Raw genomic sequence first — 13,559 nt, forward strand, 5'->3', positions numbered from 1 at the left:
AATTCCCTTGGGCGAATTGGCGGTTCAGCACGGGGCACGGTGTGGGGGACGTGATGGACTTCGGCACTACGGGCGCGCACGCCCCGGCCGATCTCGCCTGGCTGCGCGGTGTGGACGCGTACACCATGGGCGCGTATCCGCAGGCCGAGGAGGAGTTCCGCACGGCGGTGCGGCTCGACCCCTCGATGGCGGACGGCTGGCTCGGCCTGCACGCCCTGCGCGTGGACACGACCACCGCGCTGCTGCGGATGTATCGCCACCGCGAACGTTTCGGCGAACAGCGCACGGGACACCGCAGGACCCTCAACTCCTGGTACTGGCTGGGCTGGTGGGTCCAGCCGGTCCTGGAGAGCCCCCGTGATCTGCTGCTCGCCCACGCCTCGCACTGGCTCGACGGACGTCATGTCCCCGAGCTCGACCGGGCCCTGGCCGGCCTGCCGCCCGTGGACACCGATCCCCAGGTCCGCTTCCTGCACGCCTGCCGCGCCTATCTGGTCAAGGACTGGGAACAACTGGTGCGCCACACCGAGCCGTTGGTGGACGATCCGCTGCTCGGCATCGAAGCCGGCCTGTTCGGCGGCATGGCCCGGGTGCGCCTGGACATGTTCGGCCAGGCCGAACCGCTGCTCTCGGCGGCCCTGATGCGCTGCCGCAGCGAACAGCCCCAGCGCAAGGAGCTGCGCTACTGGCTGGCCCGTGCCCACGAGGGCACCGGCCGCTCCGCCGCCGCCCTGCCTCTGTACCGGGCGGTCCACCGCGTGGACCCGGCGTTCATGGACACCGCGGCCCGGCTCACCGCGATCACCGAGAACGACGGGTTCGACGGCTCCGACGACTCCCCCGACCTCGCCGCCGTCGCCCTGTCGGGTTTCGGCGACACCGTGGAGGCGGAGGCGGAGTCCGCCGTCGGGTTCGACCCGCCGCCAGAGGGGCGCGAGCTGAGACTGGCCGGGGAGCCGCCGTCGCCGGCCGGCGCGGCCCTCGACGGCGTACGGGACAAGCCGGGCGTCCCCGCGCAGCCGGGGCCCCCGCGCTTCCCGGCCGGCCCCACCGACGCCGTGCTGCTCGCCGAGGCGCTGGCCGAGCTGGAGCGCATGGTCGGACTCGAACCGGTCAAGCGCCAGGTCAAAGCGCTCTCCGCGCAGCTCAACATGGCCCGGCTCCGGGCCAGTCAGGGCTTACCGGTCCAGCCGCCCAAACGTCACTTCGTCTTCTCGGGCCCCTCCGGCACCGGCAAGACCACCGTGGCCCGCATCCTGGGCCGGGTCTTCTACGCGCTCGGGCTGCTCGGCGGCGATCACCTAGTGGAGGCCCAACGGGCCGACCTGGTGGGCGAGTTCCTGGGCCAGACGGCCGTCAAGGCGAACGATCTCATCGACTCGGCGCTCGGCGGCGTGCTCTTCGTCGACGAGGCGTACTCGCTCTCCAACTCCGGCTACAGCAAGGGCGACGCCTACGGCGACGAGGCCCTTCAGGTGCTCCTCAAGCGCGCCGAGGACAACCGGGACCACCTGGTGGTCATCCTGGCCGGATACCCCGAGGGCATGGACCGGCTGCTGGCCGCCAACCCGGGCCTGTCCTCCCGCTTCACCACCCGCGTCGACTTCCCCTCCTACCGCCCCCTCGAACTGACCTCGATCGGTGAGGTGCTGGCCGGCGAGAACGGCGACGCGTGGGACGAGGAGGCCCTTGAGGAGCTGCGCTCCATCAGCGGGCACGTCGTCGATCAGGGCTGGATCGACGAGCTCGGCAACGGCCGCTTCCTGCGCACCCTGTACGAGAAGAGCTGCGCCTACCGGGACTTGCGGCTCTCGATGTATCCCTCGACCCCGACCAGGGACGATCTGTCCACGCTGCGGCTGCCCGATCTGATGCAGGCCTACGGAGAGGTCCTGTCGGGCCGCGGCCCCGTCCGCCGCGACCCGCAGGATCCCCTTTAACCGTCAGCCCGCCAGAGCCCGCCAGCCCGCCAGCGCCTGCTGCGCCTGTTCGCCACGCGGCTCGGCGAGCCGGGTCAGCGGAGCGGGCTCCTCGCGATGCGCGGGGTCACGGACCTCACCCACCAGCATTTCCAGCATGTCCTCCAGGGCGACGAGGCCGAGCACCCGCCCGGATCCGTCGGTGACCTGGGCGAGGTGGGCCGCCGCGCGCCGCATCACGGTGAGCGCGTCGTCCAGGGGCAGTTCCGCCCGGAGCGTGGCGAGCGGGCGCCACAGCTGCTGGGGCACCGCACGCTCCCGCTCCTCCACGTCGAGTACGTCCTTGACGTGCAGGAACCCCATAAAGGCGCCGCCCTCGGCGCACACCGGGAAGCGGGAGAACCCGGTGCGCACCGTCAGCTCCTCCAGTTCCCTCGGCGTCACCGCGCAGCCGACCGTGACCAGCGACGACCGGTCGAGCATGACGTCCGTCACCGGGCGGCTGCCCAGCTCCAGGGCGTCCTCCAGGCGTTCCTGCGCCTCGGGCTCCAGGAGGCCGGCCTGGCCGGAGTCCTCCACGAGGCGGCCGAGCTGAACGCTGGTGTAGACGGCCTCCACCTCGTCCTTGGGCTCGACCCGGAACAGGCGCAGGATCAGGCGCGCGCAGGCGCCAAGCGCCACGGTCACCGGCCTGCACATCCGGGCGAAGGCCACCAGGCCCGGGCTGAACCAGAGCGCGGTCCGCTCGGGCGCCGCCATCGCCAGGTTCTTCGGCACCATCTCGCCGATGACCAGGTGCAGCGACACCACCAGCGCGAGCGCGATGACGTAGCCGAGCGGATGGACCAGGCCGTCGGGGAGCCCGATCGCGTGGAAGACGGGCTCCAGGAGCCGGGCCACGGTCGGCTCGGCGACCGCGCCGAGCGTCAACGAGCAGACGGTGATGCCGAATTGGGCGGCGGCCATCATCTGCGGCAGGTTCTCCAGGCCGTGCAGCACCTGGCGGGCCCGCGCGGACGAGGCGGCGAGCGGTTCGATCTGGCTGCGGCGTACGGAGACGAGGGCGAACTCGGCGCCGACGAAGAAGCCGTTGGCCAGCACGAGAAGCAGCGCGAACAGAAGCTGGAGCACGCTCATCGGGCCGCCTCCGCCACGGGCGCCTCGGCGGCGCGCACGAAGCGCACCCGCTCGGCGCGGTAGCGCTCGACCTGGCGGACCTGGATCCGCCAGCCCGGCAGCTCGACCCGGTCGCCGGGGACCGGGATGCGGCCGAGCAGATCGGCGACGAGCCCCGCGACGGTCTCGTACGGTCCCTCGGGCGCGTCCAGGCCGATCCGGCCCAGGTGCAGGACGCGGCAGCTGCCGTCGGCCTCCCAGGCGGGCCTGCCGTCCTCGCCCGCCACCATGGCGAGTTCGGGCCGGCCGGCGTCCACGCCGTCGTGCTCGTCACGGACCTCGCCGACGAGCTCTTCGACGATGTCCTCCAGGGTGACGACGCCGGCCGTGCCGCCGTACTCGTCGACGACGACGGCTATCGGCTGCTCGCTGCGCAGGCGCCCAAGGAGCTGCTGCACGGGCAGTGTCTGTGGGACGAGCAGCGGCGCCACCGCGATCAGGCCGACCGCGGTGCGCAGCCGCTCCTGCGGCCGCACCGCGAGGGCGTCCTTGAGGTGCACCATGCCGACGACCTCGTCGATCCGCTCCCGGTAGACGGGAAAGCGGGAGAGGCCGGTGGCGCGGGTGAGGTTCAGGACGTCGGCGGCGGTCGCGGTGGTCTGAAGGGCGCTGACCTTGACGCGCGGGGTCATCACGTTCTCGGCGGTGAGGTGGCCGAGCGAGAGAGTCCGTACGAAGAGGTCGGCGGTGTCCTGTTCCAGGGCGCCGGCCTGGGCCGAGTGCTTGACGAGGGAGACCAGTTCGCCGGGGGTGCGGGCCGAGGCCAGCTCGTCGGCGGGCTCCACCCCGAGCGCCCGCACCAGCCGGTTGGCGACGGTGTTGAGCAGCGCGATGACCGGCCGGAACAGGCGCGAGAAGCGGTCCTGCGGCCCGGCCACGAAGCGGGCCACCTGGAGCGGCTTGGAGACCGCCCAGTTCTTCGGTACGAGCTCGCCGATCACCATTTGCACGGCGGCGGCCAGCAGCATGCCGAGCACGACGCTGATGCCGGATGCGGCGCGCTCGGGCAGGCCGGTGGCGCCGATCGGCCCGTCGAGCAGGCCGGCGAGCGCGGGCTCGGCGAGCATGCCGACGACGAGCGAGGTGATCGTGATGCCGAGCTGGGTGCCCGAGAGCTGGAAGGACAGCTCGCGCAGGGCGCGCACCACGGCGGCCGCCCTGCGGTCGCCCTCGGCGGCGGCGCGTTCGGCGTCCGGCCGGTCGACGGTGATCAGACCGAATTCGGCCGCGACGAAGAAGCCGTTGGCGAGGATGAGAAGGAATGCCGCGCTGAGCAGCACGAGTGAGATGGTCATGCCGCCGCCTCCTGGGAGGGGGCGGCGCAGGTACTACCGGACGATCCGTCCATTGCTGGAGGGAGTCACTCCTCGGGTCGCAGGTGCCCCGCGGCCGGTGGTGCGGGCCTGTGTGCGGGGCGGGGCGCGCTCGGCGCCGCCGACATCAGGGTAATCAAGAGGGAGCCGGGTGGGGCAGCGGGCTCAGCCGTTGTCGTGAGCCGTGCCGGGTGAATCGGAGGGCGTGCCGTGGCTCTCGGCGAGTGCGCGCAGCGCCCTGGCGTCACGGATGGCCCGCGCCCTGCCGCTCGCGGGCTGGATGCCGAGGGCGGGCAGGCTGGTGCCGTCGCTGAGGTCGAGGAAGACCCAGGGGTCGCCCTGGCGGAGGTTCACGCGCAGGATCTCGGGCCAGGCCAGACGGCGCGTGCCGGTGAGATTGACCACGGTGACGCCGTGGTCGTCGGCGACGACCTTGGGGCGGCTGAGCAGCACGAGCACCCCGGCGAACAGGGCGGCCATCAGGATGAAGCTGCCGCGCTCGCCCCCGCTCAGGGTCTCAAGGAGCAGCGACATCACCGTCATGGCGATGAACATCGCGGCCGCGCTGGTGAGGAGGACCGCCCGGGTGACGGTCGGCCTGAACGTGACCGGCAGGGCGGGCGGTTGGGGCGCGGGGGCGGACACGGTGTCGTTCGCTTTCGTCGCTGTGGTCGTCGCCTTCGGCGCCGGGTCAGAGGCGGCAGGCGTGGATGGCGGTGGTGAGGATCGCGCGGGCGCCCAGCTGGTACAGGTCGTCCATGACCCGCTGGGAGTCCTTGGCCGGGACCATCGAGCGGACGGCGACCCAGCCCTCGTTGTGCAGCGGGGAGATCGTGGGCGATTCCAGGCCCGGGGTGAGCGCGACGGCGCGCTCCAGGTGCTCGGCGCGGCAGTCGTAGTCCATCATCACGTAGCTGCGGGCCACCAGGACGCCCTGGAGGCGGCGCAGGAACTGCTCGACCTTCAGCTGCGTCGCGCCGTCCGCGCCCGCGCCCGTGCGGCGGATGACGGCCGCCTCGGACTTCATGATCGGCTCGCCGAAGACCTCGAGGCCCGCGTTGCGCAGCGAGGTGCCGGTCTCCACGACGTCGGCGATGGCCTGGGCGACGCCCAGCTCGATCGCCGTCTCCACGGCGCCGTCGAGGTGCACCACGGAGGCGTCGACACCGGCTTCGGCCAGGTGCTTGGCGACGATGCCCTCGTAGGAGGTGGCGATCGTCCTGCCCGCGAGGTCCTGGAGGGAGGTGACGGTGCCGGGCTTGGCGGCGAAGCGGAAGGTGGAGCGGGCGAAGCCGAGCGGCAGGATGACCTCGGCGTCGGCGCCGGAGTCGATCAGCAGGTCCTCGCCGGTGATGCCGATGTCGAGCTTGCCGGCGGACACGTAGATCGCGATGTCCTTGGGGCGCAGGTAGAAGAACTCGACCTCGTTGACGGGGTCGACGGTGACGAGTTCCTTGGACTCCTTGCGCATCCGGTAGCCGGCCTCATGGAGCATCGCCGACGCAGGTCCGGACAGTGAACCCTTGTTGGGGACGGCGATGCGCAGCATGAGGTCAGCTTCCTTGTGTGTGCGGAGGTGTGGTGCGGGCGGTGTGCCGGGCTCGGGTTGCTCAGAGGTGGGCGTAGACGTCCTCGAGGGAGATCCCGCGCGCGACCATCATCACCTGGACGTGGTACAGCAGCTGCGAGATCTCCTCGGCGGCGGCTTCCTTGCCCTCGTGCTCGGCGGCCATCCAGACTTCGGCGGCCTCCTCGACGACCTTCTTGCCGATGGCATGCACGCCCTTGTCCACCAGCTCGGCGGTGCGGGAGGTGGCCGGGTCGCCGGTGGCGGCCTTGAGCTGGAGCTCGGTGAAGAGCTCTTCAAACGTCTTGGAGGGTTCGGAGGGTTTGTTCGCCATGATGCTTCTTAGGGTAAGGGGTGGGTTGCGGTCGCTCAGCGCCAGGGTTCGCTGACCGTGCGCAGCGTGGTCGCGGTGGCGACGGCGGCGGTGACCGCTTCGTGCCCCTTGTCCTCGTTCGACCCTTCGAGGCCCGCCCGGTCCAGGGCCTGCTCCTCGGTGTCGCAGGTCAGCACGCCGAATCCGACGGGTACGCCGGTGTCCACGGTGACCTGGGTGAGGCCGTTGGTGACACCCTGGCACACGTACTCGAAGTGCGGGGTGCCGCCCCTGATGACGACACCGAGCGCGACGATGGCATCGTAACCGCGCCCCGCGAGGACCTTCGCCACGACCGGGAGTTCGAAGCTGCCCGGGACGCGCAGCAGGGTCGGCTCGTCGATGCCGAGCTCGTGCAGCGCGCGCAGGGCGCCGTCGACGAGTCCGTCCATCACCTTCTCGTGCCACTGCGCCGCGATCACGGCGACACGGAGGTCCCCGCAGTTGCGTACGGACAGTTCGGGTGCGCCCTTGCCACTCACGTGCTCTCCTTGAGGTGTTTCGGTGTGCTGGTGCTGTCTTGGGTCCTGGCTACTGGTTGCCGCAGGCCGACATCGGCGCCGGGGCGCCGTCCAGCCAGGGCAGGTCGTGGCCCATGCGGTCCCGCTTGGTGCGCAGGTAGCGCAGGTTGTGCTCGCCGGCCGTGACGGGCATGGCCTCCCGGCCCGACACCGTCAGACCGTGCCGCGTCAACGCGGTGATCTTGTCAGGGTTGTTGGTCATGAGCCGCAGGCTGCGCACGCCGAGGTCGGTCAGGATCTGGGCGCCTGCGGCGTAGTCGCGGGCGTCGGCGGGCAGGCCGAGCTCCAGGTTGGCGTCCAGGGTGTCGCGGCCGCGCTCTTGCAGTTCGTAGGCCCGCAGCTTGGACAGCAGGCCGATGCCGCGCCCCTCGTGGCCGCGCAGATAGACCACGACGCCCCGGCCGGCCTCGGTGACGCGCTCCATGGACGTCTGGAGCTGGGGGCCGCAGTCGCAGCGCAGCGAGTGGAAGATGTCGCCGGTCAGGCACTCGGAGTGGACCCGCACCAGGACGTCCTGGCCGTCGCCGATGTCGCCGTGCACCAGGGCCACGTGCTCGACGCCGTCGACGGTGGAGCGGTAGCCGTACGCGGTGAACTCGCCGGTGGCGGTGGGCAGATGGACCTCGGCCTCGCGCCGCACGGTGGGCTCGGCGGAGCGCCGGTAGGCGATCAGGTCCTCGATCGAGATGATCGTCAGGCCGTGCTTGCGGGCGAAGGGGATGAGCTCGGGCAGGCGCAGCATGACGCCGTCCTCGCCCGCGATCTCGACGATGGCGCCGGCCGGGGCGAGCCCCGCGAGCCGGGCGAGGTCGACCGCGGCCTCGGTGTGGCCGCCCCGCGCGAGCACACCGCCGGGCCTGGCGCGCAGCGGGAAGACGTGGCCCGGGCGGACGAAGTCGTCGGTGGCGGAACGGCCGTCGGCGAGCAGGCGCAGGGTGGTGGCGCGGTCGGCGGCGGAGATGCCGGTGCTCACGCCGTGCGCCGCGCTCGCGTCGACGGACACGGTGAAGGCGGTCTTCATCGACTCGGTGTTCTGCTCGACCATCTGCGGCAGGCCGAGCCGGTCGAGGTCGTCGCCCTCCATGGGCGCGCAGATCAGGCCCCGGCATTCGCTCATCATGAACGCGACGATCTCGGGGGTCGCCTTCTCGGCGGCGACCACGAGGTCGCCCTCGTTCTCGCGGTCCTCGTCGTCCACGACGACCACGGGCCGGCCCGCCGCGATGTCGCGGATGGCCTGCTCGACGGGGTCGAGGGAGAACTCCTCGCGGTGCTCGCCCGGGTGCAAGGTGGGTGCGTGCGTGGTCATGCCGTCGCTCCTTCCAGGGCGGGCTTGACGCTCGTGCGCGAGCGCAGCCACCAGTCGCGCATGCCCCACAGGACGAGCGCGCCGTAAATGACGTAGACGAAGCCGGAGAAGGCGTATCCGTTGGCGAAGTTGAGGGGGACCCCGACCAGGTCGACCAGGAGCCAGGCGAACCAGAACTCGACCATGCCGCGGGCCTGGGCGTACATGGCGGCGATCGTGCCGACGAAGACGTAGGCGTCGGGCCACGGGTCCCAGGAGAGAGCGGGGTAGGCGGTGAAGAGGCCCGCGACGGCGACCGTGCCGAGCGCGGCGCCGCCCAGCAGGACGGCCCGCTCGCGCCAGGTGGCGAACCGTACCGCGATGGAGCCGTCCTGCGCCCGCTGCCTGCCCCGGGTCCAGGCGAGCCAGCCGCCGGTCGCCACGACCATCACCACGACCTGCTTGCCCGCGCTGCCGGACAGGTGCCCGGCGGCGAACGCCACGAACAGGATCAGGCCCGAGACGAACTGCGCGGGCCAGGTCCAGATCGAGCGGCGCCAGCCGAGCGCGAGCGCGATGAGACCGATCGTGTTGCCGGTCATGTCGGACCATTTGATGTGCTGCCCGAAGAGGGTGAAGGCCTCGCCGTTCAGCCAGTTCACTGCGCTCACTTGCGGTTCCCCCCGTGGCCCGCGCCGAGCAGCCGCTCGACGTACTTGGCGATGACGTCGACCTCCAGGTTGACCGGGTCGCCGGGCTGCTTGATGCCGAGCGTGGTCAGGGCGAGGGTGGTCGGGATGAGGCTGATGGTGAAGTAGTCGGCGGCGGCCTCCACGACCGTGAGGCTGACGCCGTCCACGGTGATGGAGCCCTTCTCCACGACGTACCGGGACAGGTCGTCGGGCAGGGCGATCTTGACGATCTCCCAGTTCTCCGAGGGGGTGCGGGCGAGCACCGTGCCGGTGCCGTCCACGTGGCCCTGCACGATGTGCCCGCCGAGCCGGCCGCCGACGGCCATGGGCCGCTCCAGGTTGACCCGGGAGCCCACCTGGAGGGCGCCGAGGCTGGAGCGCTTCAGCGTCTCGTCCATCACATCGGCGGTGAACTCGCCGTCGCCGGACACCACGACCGTCAGACACACGCCGTTGACGGCGATCGAGTCGCCGTGCTTCGCGCCCTCGGTGACCTGGGAGCCGCGCAGGCGGAAGCGGGAGGCGTCGCCCAGCGTCTCGATGGCGGCGACCTCGCCCAGCTCTTCGACGATTCCGGTGAACACGTTCAGCGCTCCTTGGCGAGTGGGGTGGCGGTGACGCGCAGGTCCGGACCGAGGCGCACGGCCTCGGTGACGGTGAGCCGCAACGCCTCGGTGATGGTGGTGATGCCCGCTCCCGCGAGCGCGGTGGGACCGGCTCCCAGCAGGGCGGGGGCGAGATAGCCGATGACGCGGTCGACGGCGCCCGCGGCGACGAAGGCGCCGGCCAGGGTGGGACCGCCCTCCAGCAGTACGGAGCGCACGCCCCGGCCGTGAAGGTCCCCCAGCAGCGCCGGGATGTCGAGGCCGGTGGCGGCGCGCGGCAGGCGGACGAGCGCGCCCTGGGGCAGGTGGGCGGCGTCGGCGTCCCGCGCGACCGCGATCAGCGTGGGCGCCGCGTCGTCGAGGACGCGGGCGCCGGGCTTGACGGCGGTGGCGTTGGTGTCGACCACCACGCGCAGGGGCTGGGTCGCTCCCGCCGCGCCCCGGACGGCGAGGTGCGGGTCGTCGGCGCGGGCGGTGCCCGAGCCGACCAGGACCGCGTCGCACTCGGCGCGCAGCCGGTGGACATCGGCGCGGGCCTCGGCGGAGGTGATCCAGCGGCTGGTGCCGTCGGCAGCGGCGATCCGGCCGTCGAGCGTGGCCGCGTACTTCCAGGTGACATACGGACGGCCGAGGCGCACGGAGGTGAGCCAGGCGGCGTTGCCCGCCTCGGCCTCCTCGCTCAGCAGCCCCTGCTCGGCCTCGATGCCGGCCGCGCGCAGGGTGTCCGCTCCCCCGGTCGCCTGCGGGGTGGGGTCGGCGACGGCGTAGTGGACGCGGGCGACACCGGCGGCGCGCAGCGCCTGGGCGCAGGGGCCGGTGCGGCCGGTGTGGTTGCAGGGTTCCAGGGTGACGTACGCGGTGCCGCCACGGGCCTGCTCGCCCGCGTCCCGCAGCGCGTGGACCTCGGCGTGCGGGCCGCCGGCGCGCTGGTGGTAGCCCTCGCCCACGACGGCGCCCGAGGTGTCGGTGATGACGCACCCGACGACGGGGTTGGGGCTGGTGGAGCCGAGTCCGCGCGCTGCGAGCTCAATGGCTCGGCGCATGGCGTCTGCGTCGGCTGCGGTGGCCACCGGGTCCTCCTGCCTCTGGGGGCACGGACTCCGGGGCCTGTCGATGACGACAGAGAGCGGGAAAGAGCCGTCGCGCACAGCTCACGCCACGGCCGAATGGAGACCGGTGCCGTGAACGGCGACCGGTAACAGACGGCCGGCGTGACCGTGGAACGGTCCGCCCGCCGCGCACTGCCTCCCATCCGGACTTTCACCGTCGGTCCAGGAATTTCACCTGATCAACCGGCCGCTGGATGCGGACGGGTCGCGGACTATAACCGCCGGTTCGGAATTACACCGACCCCGGAGTGCGCTGCTGCTGGTACAGGGCCAGTGTGCCACGACCTCCCGGAGGCCATGCGGGTGAGGCGATGTGGCCTGGCTCACAGATCACCGTGCGCCGGGGCCCTGGCCCGCCGGGCCACCCCGCCTTTGGTCCATACCTATTGACGCACTGGTCTAGTCCTTTTAATCTCTGCGTCACCTCCGAGGAGAGGGCCGCCGGTGTGCGCACGCCGGGGCCACGCACGACCACCGCCCTGTTCGCCGTGTTCCGCCCCACCTCCCAGGAGGAACCGCTCGTGCTCTCCCCCACCCGCAGACGGGCCGCGCTGCTCACGACCGCCACCGTGGTCGCGGGGCTGCTGTTCGGCTCGCTGTCCACCGGCGTCTCGCAGGCCGCCGTCGACAACGAGGCCTGTCGTCCCGACGGCCTGTACAAGACCCCGGGCGTCGACGTCCCGTACTGCTCGGTGTACGACACCGCGGGCCGCGAGAAGATGGGCGCCGACCACCAGCGCCGCGTCATCGGCTACTTCACCGGCTGGCGCACCGGCCAGGACGGGACGCCCGCCTATCTCGCATCCGACATCCCGTGGGACAAGGTGACCCACATCAACTACGCCTTCGCGCACGTCGGCGCCGACAACAAGATCTCCGTCGGGAGCGACAGCGAGAAGAACGCCGCGACCGGCATGACCTGGCCGGGCGTCGCGGGCGCGGAGATGGACCCCTCGCTCCCCTACAAGGGCCATTTCAACCTGCTCAACAAGTTCAAGAAGCAGCACGACGTCAAAACCCTGATCTCCGTGGGCGGTTGGGCCGAGACCGGCGGCTACTTCGGTGACGACGGCAAGCGCGTGGACTCCGGCGGCTTCTACGCCATGGCCACCAACGCGGACGGCTCCGTCAACCAGGCCGGCGTCGACACCTTCGCCGACTCGGCGGTCGCCTTCATCAAGAAGTACGGCTTCAACGGCGTCGACATCGACTACGAGTACCCCACCACGATGAAGGACGCGGGCAACCCGCTGGACCTGACCATCTCCAACGCCCGCAGGGCGGGCCTGGTCAAGGGCTATGCGGCCCTGATGAAGTCGCTGCGCGAAAAACTCGACCGCGCGGGGGCGGCCGACGGCAGGCACTATCTGCTCTCGGTGGCCGCGCCGTCCTCGGGCTATCTGCTGCGCGGCATGGAGACGTTCCAGGTCCAGCAGTACCTGGACTACGTCAACATCATGTCCTACGACCTGCACGGCGCCTGGAACCAGTACGTCGGCCCCAACGCCTCCCTCTTCGACGACGGCAAGGACGCGGAACTCGCGGCCGCCGGGGTGTACTCGACCTCGCAGTACGGCGGGATCGGCTACCTCAACGCCGACTGGGCCTACCACTACTTCCGCGGCTCGATGCCGGCCGGCCGCATCAACATGGGTCTGCCGTACTACACCCGTGGCTTCGAGAACGTACAGGGCGGCACCAACGGGCTGTGGGGCAAGGCGCCCTCGACCGCCTGCCCGGCCGGCGCGGGCCTGACCACCTGCGGTGACGGCGCGGTCGGCATCGACAACCTCTGGCACGACCTGGACGCGAACGGCAAGGAGGCCCCGGCCGGCTCCAACCCGATGTGGCACGCCAAGAACCTGGAGAAGGGGATCGTCGGCGACTACGTCACGAGGTACGGCTTCTCCGCCACCACCAAGCTGACCGGCACCTATGTGCGCGAATACGACTCGACGCTGGTGGCGCCCTGGCTGTGGAACGACCAGAAGAAGGTGTTCCTTTCCACCGAGGACGAGCAGTCGGTGGGCGCCAAGGCCGACTACGTGGTGGACAAGGGCATCGGCGGCACCATGGTGTGGGAGCTGGCGGGCGACTACGGATGGAACGCGGCGAAGGGCCAGTACGAGCAGGGCTCCACGCTGACGAGCGAGATGTACGACAAGTTCAAGTCGGCCACCCCGTACGGCAACAAGCGCTCCGCGGTCGACCTGCCCGCCCAGGCGTTGGACATCGGCGTGGACTTCGGGCAGTTCCCGCTCGGCGACTCCAACTACCCCATCAGCCCCAAGGTGACGATCACCAACAACACCGCGGCGACGCTGCCGGGCGGCACGGAGTTCCAGTTCGACTACGGCACCTCCGCCCCGGCCAACGCCAAGGACCAGTCCGGGTTCGGCACGGCGATCGTGCGGGCCGGCCACACGGCCGCGAACAACATCGGCGGACTCAAGGGCGACTTCAACCGCGTCTCGCTGAAGCTGCCGAGCTGGCAGACGCTGGCGCCGGGCGCGTCGGTCACGCTGGACTTCGTGTACTACCTGCCGGTCTCCACGCCCTCGAACTGGACGGTGACCTTCGGCGGCAGGACCTACGCGCTGACCGGCGACCACACCCGGGGGGCGGTCGTGAGCGACCCGGGCCCGGCGTCCCCCTCCCCGACGGCGACGCCCACACAGACGCCCACGCAGACGCCGACGTCGACGCCGACGCCGACACCGACCGCCTCCGGTTCGACGAGCCCTTCGCCGACGCCGACGGCCCCCGGTGGCGCCTGCGCCGCGCCCCTGTGGACGGCGGGAACCTCCTACGGCGGCGGCACGACGGTGGCGTACAAGTCGCACACGTGGAAGTCCAAGTGGTGGACCAAGGGCGAAGAACCGGGTACTACCGGTGACTGGGGGGTCTGGCAGGATCTCGGCGCCTGCTGATCCGGCTCCTCCCGAAGACGCCCGGCGGCGGTCTCCCGGCCCTTGGCCGCCGCCGGGTCCCGCTTT

Annotated in this window: 12 protein-coding genes and 1 riboswitch; of the genes, 2 read left to right on the plus strand and 10 right to left on the minus strand. The window is 71.4% G+C overall.

The genetic code is table 11. From position 1 onward, the window contains the following. Positions 1-53 precede the first annotated feature (53 nt). Positions 54-1,940, plus strand: coding sequence for an AAA family ATPase (locus ABR738_RS07985; protein ID WP_350229274.1), 1,887 nt, complete (start codon positions 54-56; stop codon positions 1,938-1,940). A 3-nt stretch (positions 1,941-1,943) separates the two neighbouring features. Here the strand turns inward: ABR738_RS07985 and ABR738_RS07990 are convergent, their stop codons facing one another. From ABR738_RS07990 to ribD, 10 genes are all read right to left on the minus strand, one after another. Next, positions 1,944-3,056 carry a hemolysin family protein gene (locus ABR738_RS07990; RefSeq protein ID WP_350229275.1) on the minus strand — a complete coding sequence of 371 codons (1,113 nt, stop codon included), beginning with the start codon at positions 3,054-3,056 and terminating at the stop codon, positions 1,944-1,946. Further along, a complete protein-coding gene (locus tag ABR738_RS07995) occupies positions 3,053-4,390 on the minus strand; it encodes a hemolysin family protein (RefSeq protein WP_350229276.1) in 1,338 nt (445 codons plus the stop codon). Before ABR738_RS07995 ends, ABR738_RS07990 begins: the two co-directional genes overlap by 4 nt. Positions 4,391-4,573: 183 nt before the next feature. Next, positions 4,574-5,053 (minus strand): PH domain-containing protein, encoded by a 480-nt coding sequence (locus ABR738_RS08000; protein ID WP_350229277.1) that lies wholly within the window; start codon positions 5,051-5,053, stop codon positions 4,574-4,576. A 46-nt stretch (positions 5,054-5,099) separates the two neighbouring features. Next, the gene (gene hisG, locus ABR738_RS08005; RefSeq protein WP_350229278.1) at positions 5,100-5,957 is read right to left on the minus strand and encodes an ATP phosphoribosyltransferase; all 858 of its coding nucleotides are present in this window, start codon (positions 5,955-5,957) and stop codon (positions 5,100-5,102) included. A gap of 61 nt (positions 5,958-6,018) precedes the next feature. Beyond that, positions 6,019-6,309, minus strand: coding sequence for a phosphoribosyl-ATP diphosphatase (locus tag ABR738_RS08010; protein WP_350229279.1), 291 nt, complete (start codon positions 6,307-6,309; stop codon positions 6,019-6,021). Between the two features lie 35 nt (positions 6,310-6,344). Further along, positions 6,345-6,830, minus strand: a complete 486-nt coding sequence (gene ribH, locus ABR738_RS08015) for a 6,7-dimethyl-8-ribityllumazine synthase (protein ID WP_350229280.1) — start codon at positions 6,828-6,830, stop codon at positions 6,345-6,347. 49 nt (positions 6,831-6,879) lie between these two features. Then, positions 6,880-8,178 carry a bifunctional 3,4-dihydroxy-2-butanone-4-phosphate synthase/GTP cyclohydrolase II gene (locus ABR738_RS08020; protein WP_350229281.1) on the minus strand — a complete coding sequence of 433 codons (1,299 nt, stop codon included), beginning with the start codon at positions 8,176-8,178 and terminating at the stop codon, positions 6,880-6,882. Next, the gene (locus ABR738_RS08025) at positions 8,175-8,819 is read right to left on the minus strand and encodes a nicotinamide mononucleotide transporter family protein (RefSeq protein ID WP_350234477.1); all 645 of its coding nucleotides are present in this window, start codon (positions 8,817-8,819) and stop codon (positions 8,175-8,177) included. The genes ABR738_RS08020 and ABR738_RS08025 overlap by 4 nt, the downstream gene beginning before the upstream one ends. 5 nt (positions 8,820-8,824) lie before the next feature. After that, a complete protein-coding gene (locus ABR738_RS08030) occupies positions 8,825-9,433 on the minus strand; it encodes a riboflavin synthase (protein ID WP_350229282.1) in 609 nt (202 codons plus the stop codon). A gap of 2 nt (positions 9,434-9,435) precedes the next feature. Continuing rightward, complete coding sequence (gene ribD / locus ABR738_RS08035; RefSeq protein WP_350229283.1) at positions 9,436-10,524, minus strand: bifunctional diaminohydroxyphosphoribosylaminopyrimidine deaminase/5-amino-6-(5-phosphoribosylamino)uracil reductase RibD; 1,089 nt, start codon at positions 10,522-10,524, stop codon at positions 9,436-9,438. A gap of 164 nt (positions 10,525-10,688) precedes the next feature. Beyond that, a riboswitch (FMN riboswitch) is annotated at positions 10,689-10,819 on the minus strand. Positions 10,820-11,084: 265 nt separating this feature from the next. On the opposite strand from ribD, the gene ABR738_RS08040 reads away from it, so the two are divergent. Beyond that, positions 11,085-13,493: a chitinase C-terminal domain-containing protein gene (locus ABR738_RS08040; RefSeq protein WP_350234479.1), complete on the plus strand. Its 2,409-nt coding sequence runs from the start codon at positions 11,085-11,087 to the stop codon at positions 13,491-13,493. Positions 13,494-13,559 lie beyond the last annotated feature (66 nt).

This window comes from Streptomyces sp. Edi4 (genome assembly GCF_040253615.1).
GTDB lineage: Bacteria > Actinomycetota > Actinomycetes > Streptomycetales > Streptomycetaceae > Streptomyces.